Genomic DNA, 19,876 nt, shown 5'->3' with positions numbered 1-19,876 from the left:
ATTAAGCTCTCTGGTCGACGGTCTATCTCCGGTCCCGTCCATCGGGAGCACTAGGGGGGGTGGGGGATATGACATCACCAGTCCATCACTTACCGAAACGTCTTTTTCTCTGCTGGAAGGACCTTATGGCCCTTAGAAAATCGACACGACGGAAACCAGGCCAATAGACATCAGTGAAGTAGAGCTCGGAATATGCGAGCTGCCATAGCAGGAAGTTCGATACCCTCTCTTCTCCTGAGGTCCTCAATATCAGGTCCGGGTCGGGCAAGGTGCCAGTATACATATGGCTGGACACAAGCTTCTCATCTATCTGGTCGATATCCAGTTCTCCGGATTTGACCTTCTCCGCCACCCTCTTTATCGCCTGGATTATCTCTTGTCTGCTGCCATAGGCTATTGCGATGTTATAGTAATAGGAGTCATAGTCCTTCGTGGCGTCCAAAGCCTCCCTGATAGATTCCTGGACCTTATCAGGAAGAAGTTCGATCTGTCCTATCACAGTGAGCTTGATCCTATGTTTATGGATCCTCTCATCTTTCGCCAACTTCCTGAAGTTCTCAGCGAAAAGGTCCATGAGGTACTCGACCTCCTGGGCCTCCCTCTTCAGGTTCTCTGTGCTGAAAGCATAGACCGTGAGGATCTTGATCCCGAGCTCAAGGCACCATTCCATGACCTCCTCCAGCTTTTCCTTGCCCTTGACATGCCCTTCGTTCGCGGAGAGGCCGAACTCCCTTGCAAAGCGTCTGTTACCATCCATGATGATGGCGACGTGATGCGGGATCGGCCCATCGGTGACCTCCTTGAAGAGCTTCCTCTCATAGGTCTGGTACGCCGTGTTCGCGATCACTTTCGAGATCTCGTTCTTCATCTAAGCTCCTGAGTGCCGATGATCTGTAAGATTATTTTATTTCCGATGGCCCTTCAGAAATCCTCTGGAAGCCCTGCCGCCCTGATGCCCATATCAAAGCACCCTATGCCGGCGACTGCCCCGATTATCCCACGTCGTCCGGTCACCTCTATCACGTTAAGCCCGTTCCTTTCGGCCACTTCCATCGCCATCTCCCTGGTCAATATCTCTTTTTTCGCACGAAGACCATATTCTTCGACCTCTTTAGGGACCTTCAGTCCCTGGAAAACGACCATGGTGGTCTCCTTCGAGAATGTGGCCTCTCGTATCCTCTCAATGAAATAGGAGATAAGCCTCTCGACGTCCTTGACCTCCACGGCGAAAGAAACGGCGACCGAGACGCAGTTGGTGGTCTTCTCAGGCACTTCGGGGTTCAGCTGGATGATCTTGTGCTCGAGCATATGGCCGATCTCGCATTCTCTCGCTATCCTCAGCAGCATGGACCAAGAGGCACCTTTCTCCCTGGTGTCTGTATCATCGACAGCTATTATCACCCTGACCATCTTGGGCATGGTCACGGTGACCTCGATCCTATGCGCCCCCCCGATCCTCACGTCATCGGGGTATTCGGCCATTATCGTCCCTGGCCCCTGTGGCATGCATGCGCCGATGCCAACGCTCGCACCCGCAAGTCCGACCCAGGTCGTCTTGACCAGGTCCCCCTCGACCTTCAACGCCCTGAGCCCTTGACCGCCGACGTCCTTCGACGCTGGTCCGAAGCTGACCTCCCTTTCTCCAATGACCGCGTCCATTATGAGAGTAGTCCCCTCGACCCTGACATCAGTGATGACGCCCTTGGCCCTTTTTCGGTTCACGGCGTCCCACTCGACGGGCCCCTTTGCTGAACATTCCTCGATAATCTGAGCGACCCCGTTCTTTTCATCGACCAATGCATATATTCCCTTGCAGAAAAGTTTACCATACTTCTGCCGGACCTCATCAGGTGTGAGTCTCACTGTCATCTCAATACCAACAGGTGAAGGTGCCTCATCATGCTCTCCATCGATAAATCTATTTTGCTGAGATGTGCCTCCCGGGAAGGTCAGAAGCCTCCATGGCACATGTCCTACCTTCTTCGTCCAGATAGACAAGGAACTTGCCTTTTAACCCAAGGACCTTCCCCTTATGAGCCCCTTCTGTCGGGACCAGGTCCACCTTCCGCCCTTGCAATCCTTTGAGAGGGTAACCGTCCAAACGTATCAGCCTTTCTCCCAGGACATCCATTTTTCTTGATAATATCTTGAGAAACCGTTCATATGTCTGTTCGAGCTTGTCCCACATCACTGGCCTTGCCAGGAGGCTGACGGCCTTCTTCCTTGATATCTGCTGCGTGACATCGAGCTGCATTGATATCTCTTTCTCGGCCCTTCTTCCCTCCATCCGGTTCGGGGACATGACAAGTGGAACGATGGCATCAGCACCTTGCTCGATCCCCCTTTCCTCCAGCCTCGAGCTCGTGGTCATACCGACCTTGGCGCTCTCACCAAAAAAGGCCATGTAGACCGTATGCTCCTTTCCACATATCGTGGACCCACACCTCTCGCCCGCGCACATGGGCTCGAATATGCATTCCTGGTGACCGATCCAGGCAGCGGAGCAACGTGGGCATTGAGCGAATCTGGAGACCGGCATGGAATCCGGGCATCGGTGATATCCTTTTTCATCGGACCTCCCGATGCACCGCTTGTTGGACGATACCTTCCATTCTATCTCTTTAAGGTCCGCCCTCTCGATGTGGCCCTCCCTCTCAACATACCAGAAGAGCAACGGCTCATAGCCCTCCCATTCGAAATCGATCACATGATATCCAATGGTCGGGTATGTCCTCGGGCCGAGAAGCTTGTCCGCCCTGACGAACATTGCACCTCGATACCTTTCATCAGTTAATCACCCTTTGGAAGGGCCGAACGAAAGTAAGGAGATGTATAGGCCCCTCATCAGGAAAAATGGATTTGGGATATTATCAAAGATGAGCATTATCATAAAAAAATATAAATATAAAGAGGGGTTTTCTAACACTCTAAGTGAAAGAATGGATCTGGCAATGAGCATAATTTCGACGACCACGACCTCTGCCTCCTCAGCGGTATCACTTACCACGGCGATCGGCATAGGCGTGGGAGGGGCGCTCATAGCAATACTTCTCATCATGCTTCTTTCATCCAGGGAGCTGATAACCGCATCCTCGAAGAGGTCAAGAAAGGTCTTGGCGATACTTGACGCAGCGATCGTTCCTTTGCTCGTCGTTTTCTCGCTGACCATCGTTTTCCAGGTGCTCGAGATCGTCGCACCCATCGCGTGATCTGGAAATGATCTGACCCTTTTGTTGGTCCGGGCCCTGTAATTTCCTTATCCTTGTAATTTGCTCATACATTTCATTTCATCGTAAGGTCCATATCCACGGGCAGAGCCTATCATAAAATGTCAAGTGATATGCTGGCGGCCCGTCCGTTCATTGGTGAGGCCACTCAGGGTCGATGGTTCAGTATGGGGCGAGGACCTCAACACCTGGTCTGGAAGGGACTTGGTTTGGCTTAAAATATGAATATCATGAAAGCGATGGAAAGAACTCCCATTTAGGACTAATGGGCCATGATTGTCGAGATGATGATGGGGCAGTCAATTATTGGATGACCTCTTCCTCTACAGGCTCTGCCTTCTTGAGGAACTCCGCCGGTATCTCTGGTGCCAGGAATACCGTCCTTCCGGCCTGACCTATGACCAGCCCGCTGGCAATGGCCGCTTTGGCATCGATCTCCAGGATCACAGGCTTCTCTGTACGTACCCTTCCCGCGTTCATAGCGTCCGCGTAGGTCTTTGAGAGATGCACCATTTTCCTGTCCGAAGGCTTGAGGCCGGTCTCCAACACGATATCGGCCTCCTCCTCGGTCGTAGGATAGTAGAGCTTGTCGGGGACATTGCCCGTCGGGAGCTTAAGGTCCAGCTCTATGGAATGTCCATAGGTCGCCCTTATGAGGTTGTTGCTCACCTGATATCTGCCCTTAGGGTCGGTCTCTATGATCGCTATTATATGATGCGGCCTTATCCAATGGTTCCTTCTGCTCTGGTTCTTCAGCGCATTAACGAACTGCCTGAGGTCGACGAAGCCCTGGTCGTCCATCTCCAGTCCGAACTTCTCAGGGAAGTGCCTGAGGACCCCTGCCATCGTCCTCCCTATCTGCTCGAGCTCCTGGTCGTTCATCAGGAACTTGCCACTTTCTCCGCAGACCGGGCAGCTCTCCCCGCGGAAATACCCATGCTCGTTACATTCCTTCAACATGACGAAGACCTCAACAGGATATTCGATTTTAAACTTTTCAGCCTCTACATCATCGCTTTCGGTCCAATTCATCTCACTGACGACATGTACCGTCCAAAGGACATATTCCCCAAGGAGATGAGCTGGTGGATGAAGCATGATGATAGGCTGGCCCCATCTCTCTTTATCTCATTATTTGGCAAGACTGTTCTCGGCGGCCTTTATCGTGTTCTCCATGAGCAGCACCCTTGTCATCAGGCCAACACCCCCGGGCACAGGAGTTATCGCAGAGGCCTTCTTGCTCACCTCTTCAAAGTCCACGTCCCCTACCAGCCTATACCCTTTTTTTGATGTCGGGTCCTCGACACGGTTCATGCCGACATCAATGACCACCGCCCCTTCCTTGACCATGTCCTGTTTAATGAATCCAGGGACCCCCATGGCCACGATCAGGATGTCTGCCTGTCTTGTGTGATGGGCCAGGTCCCTGGTCCTAGAGTGACAGACGGTCACGGTGGCATCCGCTCCCTTGCCCTTCTGCATGAGTAGGGCGGCCATGGGCTTTCCGACTATGTTGCTCCTCCCACAGATTACCACGTGCCTCCCCTCGGTCATTACCCCCGAGCGCTCCATCATGACCTGGATCCCATGCGGGGTGCATGGCAGAAAACCTGACCTGTCGCCGATGAGCATCTTCCCTACGTTCACTGGATGAAACCCGTCCGCATCCTTCTCCGGGGCGATCCTCATGATGACCTTCTGCGGGTCTATCTGCTTTGGTAGGGGCATCTGGACGAGCATTGCATGGACCTCATCGTCGATGTTCAGGTCATCGATGATGGACAACAATTCCTCCTCCCTTGTGTCCGTCGGTAACCTTATGGTCCTTGAAAGGATGCCCAGATCGGAGCATTCCTTCTCTTTCATCCTTACATATGTCTGGGAGGCAGGGTCCTCCCCGACTATGATGACGGCGAGACCGGGACGGACCCCTTTTGAGGCCAGCTTAGAGACCTTCTCCCTTAGATCGCACCTTATGGCCTCCGCAACAACGTTACCATCTATCAAACGAGCCGTCATCGCATATCTCCGCGCGAAAATGATGATGGGCTATTATTAATCTTGGTCAAGGCGTTTACAATGGAGAACCTCGCCAGGACATGATGAGTATTTAATAAAAGGTTCAATATGCGAGAACAGGGAGTGGCAGGACGATGAGGTCGAACATCGAGATAGCCCAGGATGCGAAAGCATGGCCCATCGGTGACATAGCTGAGAAGTTGGGCATCCAAGAATCAGAGATCATACCTTATGGAAGATACATTGCAAAGGTCCCATTGAACGTTCTGAAGCGGTTCGACCAAAGGCCGAACGGTAAATTGGTCCTGACGACGGCGATCACCCCCACTCCCGCAGGGGAGGGAAAGACCGTCACCACCATAGGGCTGGTGCAGGCCCTCGGCAGAATGGACAAGAAGGTCATGGGGGCGTTGAGAGAACCGTCACTGGGCCCCATCTTCGGCATCAAGGGAGGGGCGACCGGTGGTGGCTATTCTCAGGTCTATCCCATGTGGGACATAGACCTGCATTTCACTGGCGACATACACGCCGTCGCAGCAGCGCACAACCTCCTTTCCGCGGTCCTTGAGAACCACGTATCCAGGGACAATTCGCTCGGTATAGACCCGACAAGGATCGTCCTGAGCAAGGCCATGGACATGAACTGTCGCGAGCTGAGGAACATTGTTGTAGGTCTCGGCGGCCGGACCGAGGGCGGAACGCCGCACGAATCGTCGTTCATCGTGACGGCCGCCTCCGAGATAAGTGCGGTATTGGCACTGTCGACCTCAATGTCCGACCTCAAGGAGAGGCTTGGCAAGATAATCGTAGCCTACACCTACCAGGGGAAGCCCGTCACCGCATCGCAGTTGGGCTGCGTGGGGGCGATGGCCATGTTGCTTAAGGATGCGCTGAGCCCCAACCTGGTCCAGACATTGGAGGGTGATCCCTTCTTCATCCATGGGTTCCCGTTCGCCAACATCGCCCACGGTAATAATTCCATCATCGCGACCAAGTATGCCCTGAAGCTCGCTGACATAGTGGTGACAGAGGCGGGGTTCGCAGCCGACCTTGGTGCAGAGAAGTTCTTCAACATCGTGTGCAGGAGCAACGGCCTGAGGCCCGATTGCGCGGTGATCGTGTGCTCCATCAGGGCCCTCAAGATGCACGGAGGCGCCACGCTGGACCAGATATGCAAAGGTGATTGCCTCACTCTCAGGAAGGGCTTCGAGAACCTCGACAAGCACATCGAGAACATACGCAAGTTCGGCGTACCGGTCGTTGTGGCGATCAACTTCTTTGATACAGATACCCAGGAAGAGATAGACCTCGTGAGGAGGCATTGCAAGGACAAGGGCGTGAGATGCGCCGTGTCCAGGGTCTTTGCAGAAGGTGGAAAGGGAGGGAGGGAGCTCGCTGAGGCGGTCCTCGACGTCCTTGAGAACGAGCCCTGCGAGTTCAGATTGCTGTACTCCTCGGACCGTCCTCTAAGGGAGAAGATAAAGACCATCGCCACCGAGATCTATGGTGCGGCGGACGTCATCTTCGAGGGCGAGGCCGAGAGGAACCTGAAGCTGATAGAACAGTCTGGTTATGGTAACCTTCCGATCTGCATGGCGAAGACCCAGCTGTCGATAACCGACAATCCAAAATTGAAGGGCGCCCCCCGCGGATGGACTTTGAAGGTGAGAGAGGTCCGTGTCTCCGCCGGTGCGGGGTTCGTCGTGCCGATATGCGGGCAGATCATGCTGATCCCCGGTCTGCCCTCGGAGCCGGCGGCATTGAAGATGGACATCGACGAGAACGGGAAGATCACCGGCCTTTATTGACGGCCTTTAAAAGGGCGGAAAGAACGACCTCTCCCACCTCGGTCAGGTCCTCGGTCGGGAGCAAGGACGGCGTCTCTGGAGAGAAGAGGAGCGTCGCACTGCCAGGCACCTCATCGTCACCCTCCCACACCGTGACCCTGACCTCGAGCCTAGGAAAGAAAGGAAGCACCACCGTCGCATCGCCGAGATCTTCCTTTCTTCCACCTAGGGAGAGACCGGCCCTCAAAAGTTCATCGGGCCGGGAAGAGAACCTCTTGGCGATCCCTTGGACGACCCTCTTTTGGAACGCGGGCTGGAACACCTCCCCGCCCGGCAATTGTCTGAAGAGCAGCCATTCCTTCCCTTTCGATGGGGCGTTGTCCAGGCATCCTTTCACGTAATGCAGGACCACTATTTCGAGGAGGAACCCAGAGCCTGGAACATTACATTCGATCCTTCTCCTTCCTGGTTCGATGGACGCCTCGCCATTGAGCATCCTTATCAATATCATGGACCCTTCGGCCCGTCCGCCGGCCCTTTCGGCCGCCACTCTAAGGTCCAGGTCCGCCAGCATGTCCCATGCCCTTTCCAAGGAAGGGAGATAGCACATCTCTCCTTGCCGTGCGCTCTTCATAAGGCCCTCGGTCCATGCTCAAACAGGTGGTCATCGACCCTGACGAACTCAAGGCCCATGTCCATGCCTTTGGAGATGAGCTCATGAAGGTTGTCCCTCTGCGCCCTTGAATCTGTGGCGCAGAGCAGACCCGAACAGAAGTTCTCGACCATATGCCAGCTATGCGTCGCGAAGACCAAGAGGCCATCCTCGAACTGCCCCATCAGATGGATATAGTCCCCCACCTTCCTTTTTCCCTCATGCATCGGCCATAGATACCCTACGATCTTCTTTCCATCCGCGTCCGTCCCAGAGGCAACTGGCACCTCTACGATGCCGTTCTCAGTGATGAACGGTCCGATGACGCCGTTGCTCAAGGAGGTCACCTTTGAAGAATCATAGATGAAATCCTTTTTCACAAGCTCTTTCTCGACGAGGTCATCACAAGAGAGGTACGGTGCCCTGAAACCCATGCGGGACACCCCGAAAAGCTCTCGGACCACTGAGATCGACCTCTCAAGGATGTCGTCCAATTCTCCAGGTCCCAATGGAGACCCTGTCTTTTGCCCAGTAAGATCCTCATGGTCATATCCATGGCAAGCGACCTCATGCCCCCTCATCAAGGAGGGCAGGTCAATGACCTTAGATATTTCAATTGCCGTCCTGGCCTCAAAAAAGAAAGTACCTTGGACATCCAGACCGTTGAGGACATCCACGATCACCTCAAGTCCTTTGGCAGAAGAGCTGAACCTCGGCTCGGTGCTGCCATCTTTTTCCATAGATATCGCACATACCTTGCCAGCGACCGCCTGGTTCACATCCCTGTCGACATCGACCGTGATCGAGCACCGTCGCATATAACGTTCTGAACCATGCGGATGTAGATAATCCTATCTTTGACGACCGAAGGCCATCTTCCCCGGCCCTCATAAATATTTTATATGCGGTCCAGGGTCCGAATGGTTGGTAAGCGATTGAGAGAAGGTAGATGCGGACAATATCTTGGGACAGGAGGGGATTAGCTTGGCCCACGTCCTGATATTGGGCGGTGGGACGACAGGCATCTCTGCCGCGCTTGCTCTTGCTAGGTTCGGATTCAGCCCCATCCTGGTCGAAAGATCGCCATGCATCGGAGGGACCGCGAATGAACTGGCCTGCAAGGGCGTCAGACAATGTGTCAGATGTGACGTCTGCCTGGCGACGGACAAGGTCGCGATCGTGGCAGGGTCGGATGAAATCATCACCATCAAGGACTCAAAGCTCGAGATGTTGGAAAGAAGGTCCGGTAGGTATAGAGCGACATTGTCCCGGTCCAAGCTGGTCGATGATGAGATATGCACCAGGTGTGGAAGATGCATGGAAGCATGCAAAGGCTCAGCGATCACAATGTACAGTGCAAGGGAGGGCATTTTCTTCTGCATCGACCAGGAAAGGTGCGCTCATACAAGGAACGGGTGTGAGGAATGCTCAGTGGCCTGTCCTCAGGGGGCAATAGACCTTGAGGGAGAGGAGGAGACATTGGAGGTCGAGGCGGACGCGATCATAGTGGCCATAGGCTCGGTACCGTTCGACCCGTCCGCCGACAGGAGGCTAGGCTATGGCGTGGTCGATGGCGTAGTGACCTCCCTGGAGGTTGAAAGAGGCATCGGAAAAATGGACGAGCTTGGCAGGAGGATAGCTTCAGGCAGGCCCGGGAAAATTTGTTTCATCCAATGTGTCGGTTCCCGGGATGCCAGGTTCGGTGCGCATCTATGTTCCAAGGTCTGCTGCAAATATTCGATGAAGATAGCTAAGCTCATAAAGGCCATGTCGCCGGCCACCGAGATCACCTTCACCTTCATGGACTGGCGACCCTTGGAGAGGGGGGACGACCTTCTCGAATGGGCCTCTCTCGAGAAGGGCGTCAGGGCAATAAGGTCGAGGCCCTCCGAGGTGTTCACTGGAGATGACGGTCGCCCCGTAATGAGATATGCCCTTCCCGGCGATCTTGGTGTGGTGGAGGAGGCCTTTGACCTAGTGGTACTGTCCGTCGGGATGAGACCTTCGCCGCATAACGAGGAGATCGCTGAGACCATCGGCGCAAAGCTCAATCCCCATGGTTTCTTTTTCTCAGAGGGCAGGCAGGCGAGGACGCTCGAGGAGAAGGGAGTGGTGTTCGCCGGCACATGCGCTGGCCCTAAGGACATCGAGGAAAGCTCGATGGAAGGGGCCGTCGCCGCCGCAAAGGTGAAGAAATACCTGGAGGGGAGGAAATGATACCACCATCTCCAGACGGGCCCCACGCGCCATTGTCCCCGCCGAAGGGGGTGGCGGTGTTCCTCTGTGGATGCAAGGGAGATGTGGCCAGGAGGATCGATCTGGAAGCATTAAAGGAGGACATGCTGATGTTCCAGCATGTCAGGTCGGCCGAGGTGCTCGAAAATTGTTGTGAAGGGGAGGATAAGGACAGGATGCGCCTCTCCCTCCTCTCCGGCGAGGTCGACCGGTTCATCGTCGCAGGTTGCTCTTATAAGATCTCTATCGGACGGTTCAAACGGTTGGCGACAGAGGCAGGTCTGGACCGGTCGCTGGTCGAGGTGTGCAACATCAAGGAGCATTCCGCATTGGTCCATGGTGTGCCCGAAGCAACGGCCAAGGCCAAGATGATGCTCCGAGGTTCCTTGAGAAGGTGCATGATGCTGCAACCAACACCCTCCAGCAGAAATAAGAAGGTCAACAGCTCGATATTGATCATAGGTAATGGTAACAGCGCCAAGGTCGCGTCCAGAGAGGCGGTCGCCCTGGGTCATGAGGTGACGCTCATCTGCCCCTCAGAGCGGCTCGGGGACGAAGGACATGACGATGAGGTGGTCTCGCTCGAGGAGGACGGGTTCGAAGCGTTCTGCAGGAAGGCGGGAAGGTCCTTTGCGATATCGACATCATCGGAGGTCATCAGCGCTGAGGGAGGTCTTGGAGACCTTCAAATTCGGGTCGGAACACCTCTCGGCGAGGTGGCCTTGACCGCAGGGGCGGTCATCGTCGCGATGGATGAGGTGCCCATGGACAACCCTCTTCGGTCAAAGATAAAAGGGAATGTCATAGACCAGAGACAGCTCGAGGAGATGCTCCGCTCGGGCAACAGGCCAAACGGAACAGTGGTCATGTTGGCCATGGACGATGCCGGGGAGAGCGCGTTCGACCCGTTGTCCACCCATGAGGCGGTGCACAATGCCCTTTATCTCAAAAGCATGGCGCCGAGGACGGTCGTCTACATAATCACGCGCGAGGTCTTCGCACTGGGCCAGTGCGAGCACGGCTATCGCCGTGCACAGGAGTTGGGCGTGATCATCATCAGGACCGACTCCATGCCTGACATGACAGTAGAGGGCAAGATGCTGGTCCGCGATGTTGGCCTAGGCGGGACCCTTGAGATCGATCATGACATGGTGGTCATCGACAACATCACAAAGGTGCCTGATATGCATGGGACGGCCAGGGCGCTCGGGCTCCCGTTGGATGACAATGGGAGGTTGAGAAGACCGAATGCGAAGCTCAAACCATCATCATCTTTGAAAGAAGGGGTTTTCATCTGCGGAACTGCGGTAGAGAGAAGCCTTGGGATAGGGCCGAGCTTGGAGGCCAGGTCGGCGGTCGCCAAGGCATCGGCGCTGCTGGCAGGCGACATTCTCGATGAAGGGGAGAAGGCGGAGGTGTGGCAGGAAAAATGCTCTGGCTGCCTGACCTGTGCCAGGGTATGCCCTTATGGTGCGCCTTCGATCGGTCCTGAGGGGAAGGCGATGATAGAAGAGTCCAGATGCCAGGGCTGCGGTATCTGCGCCAGCGCATGCCCGAGCAAGGCGATCCAGTTGAGCTCCTTCAGGGACGATCAGATAGAGGAGCAGATCAAAGCATCGATAGGGGGCATCTGATCTGAGGATCGTAGCTCTAGTATGCTCATTCTGTGGATATTCGGCGGCCGACATGGCAGGTGCCACATGTCAGGAATATCCATCATCCGTGATACCGGTCCGCGTTCCCTGCACTGGAAGGGTTGATGTAAAACATATCATCAAGGCCTTTAGGGATGGGGCCGATGCCGTGATGGTCGTCGGATGTCTCGAGGGGAACTGCAATTACCAGTTCGGTAACATCGAGGCAAGGAAAAGGGTCGAGCAGGCGAGGGAGCTGCTATCGCAGCTAGGGATAGATGGTGAGAGGGTGGAGATGTTCAACATCGCTTCGAACCAGGGATGGCGTTTCGCCGAGGCCGCAAGGGAGATGGCATCCCGCGTCTCGAGGCTGGGGCCGGTATTCGAAGGGAGGGCCTAGTATGATCATAGGGGAGCAGAAGAAGCTCAAGGAGCTCATCGATATCATAGAAGGGCACAGGGAGATCTTGGTCGTCGGCTGCAGGTCATGCGTGGCCATATGTCTTGCCGGAGGGGAGAAGGAGGTCGGCGTCCTCTCAGAGGCGTTGAGGTTGCACTCTGACCTCAGGTCAAAAGGGTGGGATATATCGGAGGAGACCTTGGAACGGGCATGTGAGAAGGAGTTCGTGGCACAGCTGGAGCAGGCCATCATAGGGAAGGATTGCATCATCTCCCTGGCCTGCGGGGTCGGTGCCCAGGTGGTCCAGGAAATGTACCCGGACATCAGGGTGGTCCCCGGCCTGAACACCTCTAACATGGGGGCCCCAGAGGAACATGGGATCTATCTTGAAAAATGCGGGGGATGTGGGGACTGCGTCCTGCATCTGACAGGGGGGATATGCCCGGTGGCCAGGTGCTCCAAGTCGTTGATGAACGGTCCTTGCGGCGGCTCACAGGGCGGCAGATGCGAGATCGGCCCTGACGTTCCTTGCGCATGGGACCAGATATATAACAGCCTTGAGAGGCTCGGCCGTCCAGATCTGATGGATGTCCCCATACCACCGAGGGATTGGCGGCCCAGCAGGAGCGGCGGTCCAAGGAAGGTCGTCAGGAAAGAGGCAGTGCTGACCGATGAGGAGAAAAGGGCAAAGGGGGCATCGAGATGAAGGCGGGCAGCAACCTGGAGGCCGTTCTTTCGAAAGGAAGGTTCGCGGTCACGGCAGAGATAGGTCCACCAAAGTCAGCTAGCGCCGAGGTCATCAGAAGGCACGCGAGGGTCATGAAGGGAAGCGCCGATGCTTTCAATCTTACGGACAATCAGACAGCGATCGTCCGGCTCTCGAGCATCGCCTCAGGGGTGGTCTGCCTCCAGGAGGGCCTGGAACCGATCATACAGATGACCTGCAGGGACAGGAACAGGATAGCCATGCAGTCGGACATCCTCGGGGCGAGCGCGCTTGGTATAAGGAACGTGCTCTGCATAAGCGGTGACCACCAATCGTTCGGGAACCAGAAAGAGGCCAAGAACGTCTACGACGTCGACCCTGTCCAACAGCTTATGATCTTTCGCAGGATGAGGGACGAGGCAGAGGTATGGGGAGGGGATAAGCTCGAGGAGCCCCCAAAGCTCTTCCTTGGAGCGGCCGCGAATCCCTTCGCCGACCCATTCGAATACCGGGCGAGGAGGCTGGCCAAAAAGGTCGCGGCAGGGGCCGATTTCATCCAGACCCAGGCAGTCTATGATGTCGGAAGGTTCGAGTCCTGGATGAGGCAGGTGAGGTCGATGGGCCTCCATGAGATGGCCCATATCTTGGCAGGGGTGATGCCGATCAGATCGCACAAGGCGGCCCTGTACATGAAGAACAAGGTCCCAGGGATGATCGTGCCCGACGAGGTAATCGACAGGATGAAAAAGGCCTCGGACCAAAAGGCAGAGGGAGCAAGGTTATGTCTCGAGCAGATCGAGCATCTCAAGGGCATAGAAGGGGTCCACGGCGTTCACTTGATGGCCGTCGCATGGGAGGAGATAATACCTGAGATCGTGAAGGATGCGGGCCTTCTTCCCCGTTGAATTGAAAGGACAGGACGTTCATTTTGGCCAGCGGTCCGAGGATGAAAGGGCCCGCGCCCATTTTCATACATCTTGCACATTCTTTTAAATAGTAGGGGCGGCATAGCACGGATATCCTGTTCTTCGCAAGGGGTTCAGGAAATAAGACAACATAGGTAGTTTAGTAATGTACGGAAACAGAGGTAAGGGCGGCTTCCGCCCCAGGAACGATGGGCCACGCGAGATGCACGATGTTACTTGCTCGGACTGCGGACAGCAGACGCAGGTACCGTTCAAGCCGACCGAGGGAAGGCCTGTCTACTGCCGCGACTGCTATCAGAAGCACAAGCCGAAGGACAGGTACTGATCAGCTCCTGCTGATTTTGGTATAGGGAGGGCCGTGAGGTCCTCAAACGCCTTTATTACATTTCATCCTGATTTTTAGCTCTTTCATCGATGACCAATCAGGATCGTTCGTCCGCTCAAGGACCCCCCGAAGCATCTGCTCCGTGCCACATCCTGACCGTGGCCTTGCTCTTCAGAGGGAGGGGGAACAGATATCTGCATGATACGCAGGTCGAGGCATCCATCTCCACCCAGTAGTGGCAGATGGGACACTCCTTGCGCAGAGGGGCGTTGCATCGGGGGCACACCTTTTCCATCCTCTCCACCTCAGCTTCACATGCGATGCAATGCAACCTGACCTCCCCTTTGAGCCAAGAGGCCGGCCATTCGAACCTTTTGACCAAGATGCCTGCCATGTATGTCCCGTATCTTGTCCTAAATCGACCATTATCTACATCAGGTCATCTGGTCAGAAGATACAATGGAAGCTCGAACGCGCTGACCGGACCTACCTCCATGCTCCATCTTGTGGCCCGCTCGATATTGTTCTTCAGGTCCTTCGCCAGACCCGGGAGCACTGCCCTCTTTGCCCCGGTCTTGGCAGCAATGTTGCTATCGGTCAATGCCTTCAGCACCCCCATGGGGGTGAAGTTACCGGTGATGACTGCGTTGTCCAGCGTGTAACCATTAGTGTCAACTGGAATCACGAAGGCCTTCACTTTGGCCGTATCAAGGACCAACTTCAAGATCTGGTGAGTGATGACCGAGTTGCTGGTGAGCAACACAGGCGAGCCCACATCAGGCGAGTTGTACTCGAAGAGGACCTCTGGCACCTTCCTTTGCATTGGGTCGCTCTCAGGCAAATGGATATCTATGCTCAGGACAGCATCCATGGCAAAGGCCATCTTACCGTCGATCTTTTTACAATCGGATGCTCTGGCCTTGCCATCTGTCAATGCCTTCGCGAAATCCCCCCAGGACCCAAAGCCCTCAGGCGGGCTCTTATCGGTCGGGAGATAGTTCTCCAGGACATCCGCGCTCAAACGATAAAGGTCGATCTCTTCTATCACCATATCTACCCCTCCATTCCCCCCTTCATCAACGACTCCACAAACTCGACCATCCGTTGATCGCCCACCTCGCTTATCCGCGAGGCCAAGGCGATGGTCGACCTGATATCCTCATCGCTCACGCCAAGCTCTCTAGACCTCTCCAAATGATGCCTGAAGCATGGTTGACAACGACCTGCCACCGAGGCCGCTATCGCAACGAGCTCCCTGGTCCTCTCGTCCATACGTCAGGCCCCCGTCGAGCGCCTTTTGATCCTTCCGTGCTCATCATAATATTTACGGCGGAAGTAAAGGGCCAGGTTAACCAACGATATCAGGACAGGCACTTCAACGAGAGGTCCGATCACGGTCGCGAAGGCGACCGCCGAGCCTATTCCGAAGACTCCCACCGCCACAGCTATGGCAAGCTCAAAATTATTGCTTGCGGCCGTGAAGGACTGTGTCGCCGCATGTGCGTAATCATAGTTGAACCTCATCGAAAGCCAGAAAGAGAACAGGAACATGATGACGAAATAACACAGCAACGGGATGGCAATATGGACGACGTCCAGCGGAGAGTCGATGATGGTCTCGGCCCTCAACGAGAACATGACCACTATGGTGAAAAGGAGTGCCAACAGCGACATCTTGCCAGCAGAGCTCATGAAAACGTTGTCATACCAATCCGCCCCCTTTCGAGGACGTATGTAGTATCTGCTCAATATTCCAGCAAAGAAAGGTATGCCAAGATAGATGATGACGCTGATCGCCACCGATACGATGGAAATATCCACGGCCACCCCAGACCCGGGCGACACCACATCGGACAGGATAGCGATGAGGAAGTAGGCGTAGAATGAGTACAAGATTATCTGGAATATAGAGTTCAATGCCACCAATATGGCCGCATATTCGCTGTCCCCCTCAGCCAGTTGGTTCCATACCAGCACCATGGCGATGCATCTAGCGACACCGGTGAGGATTAGGCCGATCCTGTATTCAGGTTGTTCGGGAAGGAATATCCAGGCGAGAGAGAACATAAGAAGCGGACCGACGATGTAATTGAGGGCCAAGGACGTCCCGAACATCTTCTTTGCTTCAGGCTGCTTCGTTATCTGTCCAAGCTCTTCATACTTGACCTTGGCCAATGGAGGATACATCATCAGTATGAGCCCTATCGCTATGGGTATAGAGGTCGTTCCGACGCTCATCCGATCAAGAGCATCGGCAAGCTCTGGAACGACAACGCCCAATCCGACCCCCAATGCCATAGCGGAGAATATCCAGATCGTGAGGTATTTGTTCAGGAATGACAATTTTTTCACAATTGGAACCGATTGCACCCCGATCTCATCATCAAGCAATCCATAACGCCCCCCAACATCGTTCTTTCAATATTTCAACTAATATTGAATTGAAACATTTTTCAGATATTTAATAAGTTCCTAACCATCGTTACGGATTTAAAAAAAGGAACGTCAAGGGCCGTATGCCCAATCCCTAAGGACATTGGTAAAAGATTATTATTCGACGCGCCTCTGTTAATAAAATATACAATCCTTCCATATGTAAGTGCTTTAATCATCAGATCGTATTTGAGCTTCTACTTTCCTTCACTGAGGGCCTAGAATAGATTTCGCGTTGATATGTGCAGGTTCAAACGTCGAACGTCGAATAAAGGATTCTTACCATGGTTCCAACCACATCCGGACCCGTGGTTCCCCCTTGACGTCGTGTGAACTCTAATGAAACCTACAGCTCGTTGAACGACCGATCCCAATAATCTTTCTGATAAGAACCCATTCATCAAATCTTGAAAAGGTACGGTGAAATCAATAAGTCTTTGGTGAGATATCACATCTTAATTTCAGAGAGTTGAAAAGTCAATGAAAAATAAGAAAAAGACAGACATCCAATGTTGCGAGAGCCCTCTCAATCTACCTGAAGAAATGAAGGAAAGTCTTTTGAAAATCGGGGGGTTGTGCGAGCTGAAAAAAAAATTACCAGATAATGAACATCTTTCAAATCAAGCAAAATTGTTCCAGGCCATGTCAGATCCGAAAAGGTTACAGATACTCCACGCTCTGATGCGGACAGACCTGTGCCCCTGTGTTCTTAAGGACATCACTGGTCTGTCGGATTCTAAATTGTCATACCACCTGAACATTCTGGAAGGTGAAGGGCTTATCGAATCGTCCCCAAGACATCGTTGGAGGATCTACTTCATCACAGAAAAAGGACGCAAAGAGCTAGGAAAATGATCCTTATCCATTATGTGGGGCATCATCCGAATTTCATGTGCTGGGTTCCTAATAAAAACGGGCTCTCATAAGTTATGAATGTCCCGTTCCTCTGCGCGTTCTTATCTTTGGGGACCATGGGTCCTTTTCCTGTACTCCTCCATCACTGCCTTACGATATTCGTTTTCTTTCGATCTAGGTACGTAATTATAGATCTTGACCTCTTTTATCAGCACAGATGATAACTCATTTTCATCGGTCAACGACATCTTAGAGATCTTAGAAATGATCTGGTCAAGTTGAGCGATCCCAACCTCCTTTCCACCAATCATGACCTTTCTGATCATCCTTGCAGCAGATGATGGACAACAAGGACGTTCCTCCTCCTCTTCCTTGTTCTTCTTATCCATCAAAACCTCATGACCATTCAATATTCATCACCTCACCGAGGGAAAACACTGGTGTATTGTATCATCTCAAATGCGCCGCTCATAATCATATTTGCGTCCTTATGCACGGTGCTCACCTTATTTTGAAATGGAATGTGACCAACCACCATTCGATCCCACCTTCAATACCGCTTATTCGATGAACTCTATCGAGAGAGGGACTCCCTTTTTTGCCATGGACCTCGCTATCATGCCCGCCTCGACCCAGCCTGCGGTCAAGACACCGGATAGGACCAGACAGTTAGCGCTCATGTCAGACTCAATAAATTTTTTGAATATCTTGCTCTCGGACTTATTCGAAAGGTCCGTCAATGACAATGGGTTCAGACCTTCGATGAACTTTTTGGCCTTCGCGCAGGAACTTACTACAGTTATTATAAAGTCCCCATCGGAGTTTGAAACGACCTCTATCTCGGTCTTATTCTCGCATGGGAACATGTTCACTCTCACTTTTGCGACCATATCATCACCAACGATCACCATCGCTTTTACCCGTTATATGCCATTCGTCAATTTAAAATAATTTGAAACATCCTTATTAGCGAGTTGCCCATCCATGACCTTTTGATATTCTCATGAGAATATTTCATGCCATCATTGATCAACAGATGATTACGCTGGGTAAATATAATATGGCTAATTAATATTATTATAATATTATATTTATATTTTCACGACAAGACCTCCATGGGGGGGGGCGACTTGACACATTTTAATTGTTGAGTTGGTCGATTATTTGACACGAACCTAACGAGAATTTTCAAACTAATTTAAAATGAAAAACTATTTTAACATCCTAAATTTTTACATTTCAAATATAATTGAAATATTAACCGAAAAATAATAGGTATATATCGACAAGGCGGGGGTGGCTAATACGTGCACGATTTCATCCATCAGGTCTGCAACATCAACATATCTGCAAAGAGAACCATCAGGTTGTTATAATTTTGAAACCTCCGCGTCACTGGGTCTACTACAATTGGCCATTTATAGGATTAAATGGTACCTGAACCTAATCGAGTTATCATCTGACGTTTTTGGCCATTCATTTGGGGCCTATCAGGATTTTGATCAAAGTCGCTTGGTATTGAGATTCTCGTCTGGGGACGGACCAAAAGGAAGACGGACAAACAGGGGTGGGTGATACGACGGATTTTCTGTTAGGACCGTTGGAAAGCGGTATGGATGCTTCGATCGAATATTTGGCCCAACATGTGCTGACATGTCTGGTCCCAGCATTCTTCATTGCAGGCGCGATCGCAGCGTTGGTGAAGAAGGACGCGATCTTGAGGTTCTTCGGGCCCAATGTTGCAAAATATAAATCTTATTTTGTGGCCTCCATATCGGGAACGATACTTGCAGTCTGCAGCTGCACCATTCTTCCTTTGTTCGCAGGGATATATAAAAAAGGGGCCGGGCTCGGACCTGCGACAACCTTCCTATTCGCCGGTCCTGCCATCAATGTCCTTGCGATGATCTATACCGCGCAGATATTGGGTCTCGATCTAGGTCTGGCCAGGGCGATCTTTGCCATAGCCATGTCAGTTGTAGTTGGCGTGGTGATGTCCTTTTTGTTCAAGACAAAAGGAACGGAGGGATCCAGCAATGAAAGGCCGATGCTAAAGTTCAAGGATGAGAGCAGCAGACCAAAATGGACGACACCTATCTTCTTCATCTTTCTGATAGGCATCTTGGTATTTGGCGCCTCAACATTGGACTGGATGATAAAGATGCCCATAATATATGTCCTGACCCTGGGCGTGGCCATTCTCCTGATCTATTATTTCACCAGGGAGGAGGTTACCGATTGGGGGACAGAGACGTGGGACCTGACCAAGAAGATATTCCCAATATTGCTGGTCGGTACGTTCTTCGTCGGCGTATTTTCTTACTTTGTACCTCCCGAGACCTTCAAACCATATCTTGGGGATAACAATATCTGGTCGAATCTATTGGCCTCTGTGATAGGGGCCCTTTTATACATGCCGACCTTGATGGAAGTGCCAATAATCGGAGGGACCTTGGGCTATACAAGCGGGGCGATGGCCTCTGGACCTGCTTTGGTATTGTTGTTATCCGGTCCCACGACCAGCCTCCCCTCCATAGTTGTCCTCTCAAAGGTGATGGGATGGAAGAAGACCCTTGTCTACTGGGCCTTGGTGATATTGATGTCAACCTTGGCCGGGCTCTCCTTTGGATATATTACGGGGTGAAAGGGTTGCAAAATCAAATAATATAAAACATCA

General features: G+C 52.9%; 23 protein-coding genes. 10 read left to right on the top strand and 13 right to left on the bottom strand.

The annotated features are described in order from the left end of the window. Positions 1 to 85: 85 nt before the first annotated feature. Genes uppS through HPY73_03535 form a run of 3 tightly spaced genes read right to left on the bottom strand, consistent with a single transcriptional unit; the run spans position 86 to position 2,767 of the window. On the bottom strand, positions 86 to 868 hold the full coding sequence (uppS, locus tag HPY73_03545; protein QLH74613.1) for a di-trans,poly-cis-decaprenylcistransferase: 783 nt from the start codon (positions 866 to 868) through the stop codon (positions 86 to 88). A gap of 53 nt (positions 869 to 921) precedes the next feature. Further along, entirely contained in the window at positions 922 to 1,869 is a 948-nt protein-coding gene (locus HPY73_03540; protein ID QLH74612.1) for a DUF1743 domain-containing protein, read from the bottom strand. A 49-nt stretch (positions 1,870 to 1,918) separates the two neighbouring features. After that, positions 1,919 to 2,767, bottom strand: a complete 849-nt coding sequence (locus HPY73_03535; protein QLH74611.1) for a DUF2797 domain-containing protein — start codon at positions 2,765 to 2,767, stop codon at positions 1,919 to 1,921. A 193-nt stretch (positions 2,768 to 2,960) separates the two neighbouring features. Between HPY73_03535 and HPY73_03530 the strand changes: the two genes are divergently transcribed. Next, positions 2,961 to 3,209 carry a hypothetical protein gene (locus tag HPY73_03530; protein ID QLH75642.1) on the top strand — a complete coding sequence of 83 codons (249 nt, stop codon included), beginning with the start codon at positions 2,961 to 2,963 and terminating at the stop codon, positions 3,207 to 3,209. A gap of 321 nt (positions 3,210 to 3,530) precedes the next feature. Here the strand turns inward: HPY73_03530 and HPY73_03525 are convergent, their stop codons facing one another. Both HPY73_03525 and HPY73_03520 read right to left on the bottom strand, forming a co-directional pair. After that, complete coding sequence (locus HPY73_03525) at positions 3,531 to 4,109, bottom strand: RNA 2'-phosphotransferase (protein QLH75641.1); 579 nt, start codon at positions 4,107 to 4,109, stop codon at positions 3,531 to 3,533. A 249-nt stretch (positions 4,110 to 4,358) separates the two neighbouring features. Continuing rightward, positions 4,359 to 5,246, bottom strand: a complete 888-nt coding sequence (locus HPY73_03520) for a bifunctional 5,10-methylene-tetrahydrofolate dehydrogenase/5,10-methylene-tetrahydrofolate cyclohydrolase (protein ID QLH74610.1) — start codon at positions 5,244 to 5,246, stop codon at positions 4,359 to 4,361. Positions 5,247 to 5,380: 134 nt separating this feature from the next. On the opposite strand from HPY73_03520, the gene HPY73_03515 reads away from it, so the two are divergent. Further along, positions 5,381 to 7,054 (top strand): formate--tetrahydrofolate ligase, encoded by a 1,674-nt coding sequence (locus tag HPY73_03515; GenBank protein ID QLH74609.1) that lies wholly within the window; start codon positions 5,381 to 5,383, stop codon positions 7,052 to 7,054. Here HPY73_03515 and HPY73_03510 read toward each other — a convergent pair. Continuing rightward, positions 7,038 to 7,667 carry a DUF3786 domain-containing protein gene (locus tag HPY73_03510; GenBank protein ID QLH74608.1) on the bottom strand — a complete coding sequence of 210 codons (630 nt, stop codon included), beginning with the start codon at positions 7,665 to 7,667 and terminating at the stop codon, positions 7,038 to 7,040. The genes HPY73_03515 and HPY73_03510 overlap by 17 nt on opposite strands. Then, positions 7,664 to 8,503, bottom strand: a complete 840-nt coding sequence (locus tag HPY73_03505) for a polysaccharide deacetylase family protein (protein QLH74607.1) — start codon at positions 8,501 to 8,503, stop codon at positions 7,664 to 7,666. The genes HPY73_03510 and HPY73_03505 overlap by 4 nt, the downstream gene beginning before the upstream one ends. 166 nt (positions 8,504 to 8,669) lie before the next feature. On the opposite strand from HPY73_03505, the gene HPY73_03500 reads away from it, so the two are divergent. The 6 genes from HPY73_03500 (at position 8,670) to HPY73_03475 (ending at position 13,911) form a co-directional block, all read left to right on the top strand. Continuing rightward, positions 8,670 to 9,902, top strand: coding sequence for a CoB--CoM heterodisulfide reductase iron-sulfur subunit A family protein (locus tag HPY73_03500; protein ID QLH74606.1), 1,233 nt, complete (start codon positions 8,670 to 8,672; stop codon positions 9,900 to 9,902). Beyond that, a complete protein-coding gene (locus tag HPY73_03495; GenBank protein ID QLH74605.1) occupies positions 9,899 to 11,554 on the top strand; it encodes a CoB--CoM heterodisulfide reductase iron-sulfur subunit A family protein in 1,656 nt (551 codons plus the stop codon). Before HPY73_03500 ends, HPY73_03495 begins: the two co-directional genes overlap by 4 nt. Positions 11,555 to 11,606: 52 nt before the next feature. Beyond that, on the top strand, positions 11,607 to 11,954 hold the full coding sequence (locus HPY73_03490) for a hydrogenase iron-sulfur subunit (GenBank protein QLH74604.1): 348 nt from the start codon (positions 11,607 to 11,609) through the stop codon (positions 11,952 to 11,954). Position 11,955: 1 nt separating this feature from the next. Then, positions 11,956 to 12,660 carry a methylenetetrahydrofolate reductase C-terminal domain-containing protein gene (locus HPY73_03485; GenBank protein ID QLH74603.1) on the top strand — a complete coding sequence of 235 codons (705 nt, stop codon included), beginning with the start codon at positions 11,956 to 11,958 and terminating at the stop codon, positions 12,658 to 12,660. Further along, the gene (locus tag HPY73_03480) at positions 12,657 to 13,565 is read left to right on the top strand and encodes a methylenetetrahydrofolate reductase (GenBank protein ID QLH74602.1); all 909 of its coding nucleotides are present in this window, start codon (positions 12,657 to 12,659) and stop codon (positions 13,563 to 13,565) included. The genes HPY73_03485 and HPY73_03480 overlap by 4 nt, the downstream gene beginning before the upstream one ends. A gap of 166 nt (positions 13,566 to 13,731) precedes the next feature. Next, positions 13,732 to 13,911: a hypothetical protein gene (locus HPY73_03475; GenBank protein QLH74601.1), complete on the top strand. Its 180-nt coding sequence runs from the start codon at positions 13,732 to 13,734 to the stop codon at positions 13,909 to 13,911. Positions 13,912 to 14,026: 115 nt separating this feature from the next. Here HPY73_03475 and HPY73_03470 read toward each other — a convergent pair whose 3' ends face one another. From HPY73_03470 to arsB, 4 genes are read right to left on the bottom strand one after another with little or no spacing between them, the layout of a single operon-like run. Further along, positions 14,027 to 14,305, bottom strand: a complete 279-nt coding sequence (locus HPY73_03470) for a hypothetical protein (GenBank protein QLH74600.1) — start codon at positions 14,303 to 14,305, stop codon at positions 14,027 to 14,029. 45 nt (positions 14,306 to 14,350) lie between these two features. Next, positions 14,351 to 14,962, bottom strand: coding sequence for a hypothetical protein (locus HPY73_03465; protein ID QLH74599.1), 612 nt, complete (start codon positions 14,960 to 14,962; stop codon positions 14,351 to 14,353). 2 nt (positions 14,963 to 14,964) lie between these two features. Continuing rightward, positions 14,965 to 15,183 (bottom strand): carboxymuconolactone decarboxylase family protein, encoded by a 219-nt coding sequence (locus tag HPY73_03460; GenBank protein ID QLH74598.1) that lies wholly within the window; start codon positions 15,181 to 15,183, stop codon positions 14,965 to 14,967. Between the two features lie 3 nt (positions 15,184 to 15,186). Next, positions 15,187 to 16,263: an ACR3 family arsenite efflux transporter gene (gene arsB / locus HPY73_03455; protein ID QLH75640.1), complete on the bottom strand. Its 1,077-nt coding sequence runs from the start codon at positions 16,261 to 16,263 to the stop codon at positions 15,187 to 15,189. Positions 16,264 to 16,917: 654 nt separating this feature from the next. Here arsB and HPY73_03450 point away from each other — a divergent pair. Then, positions 16,918 to 17,199, top strand: coding sequence for a winged helix-turn-helix transcriptional regulator (locus HPY73_03450; protein ID QLH74597.1), 282 nt, complete (start codon positions 16,918 to 16,920; stop codon positions 17,197 to 17,199). Positions 17,200 to 17,300: 101 nt separating this feature from the next. Here HPY73_03450 and HPY73_03445 read toward each other — a convergent pair whose 3' ends face one another. After that, positions 17,301 to 17,588: a hypothetical protein gene (locus tag HPY73_03445; protein QLH74596.1), complete on the bottom strand. Its 288-nt coding sequence runs from the start codon at positions 17,586 to 17,588 to the stop codon at positions 17,301 to 17,303. Positions 17,589 to 17,759: 171 nt separating this feature from the next. Then, complete coding sequence (locus HPY73_03440) at positions 17,760 to 18,110, bottom strand: hypothetical protein (GenBank protein QLH74595.1); 351 nt, start codon at positions 18,108 to 18,110, stop codon at positions 17,760 to 17,762. A gap of 701 nt (positions 18,111 to 18,811) precedes the next feature. Here HPY73_03440 and HPY73_03435 point away from each other — a divergent pair. Then, positions 18,812 to 19,843: a permease gene (locus HPY73_03435; protein ID QLH75639.1), complete on the top strand. Its 1,032-nt coding sequence runs from the start codon at positions 18,812 to 18,814 to the stop codon at positions 19,841 to 19,843. Positions 19,844 to 19,876 lie beyond the last annotated feature (33 nt).

The organism is Methanomassiliicoccales archaeon (genome assembly GCA_013415865.1).
Taxonomy (GTDB): Archaea; Thermoplasmatota; Thermoplasmata; order Methanomassiliicoccales; family UBA472; genus MVRC01.
This window is presented reverse-complemented; position numbering and strand designations above follow the sequence as displayed.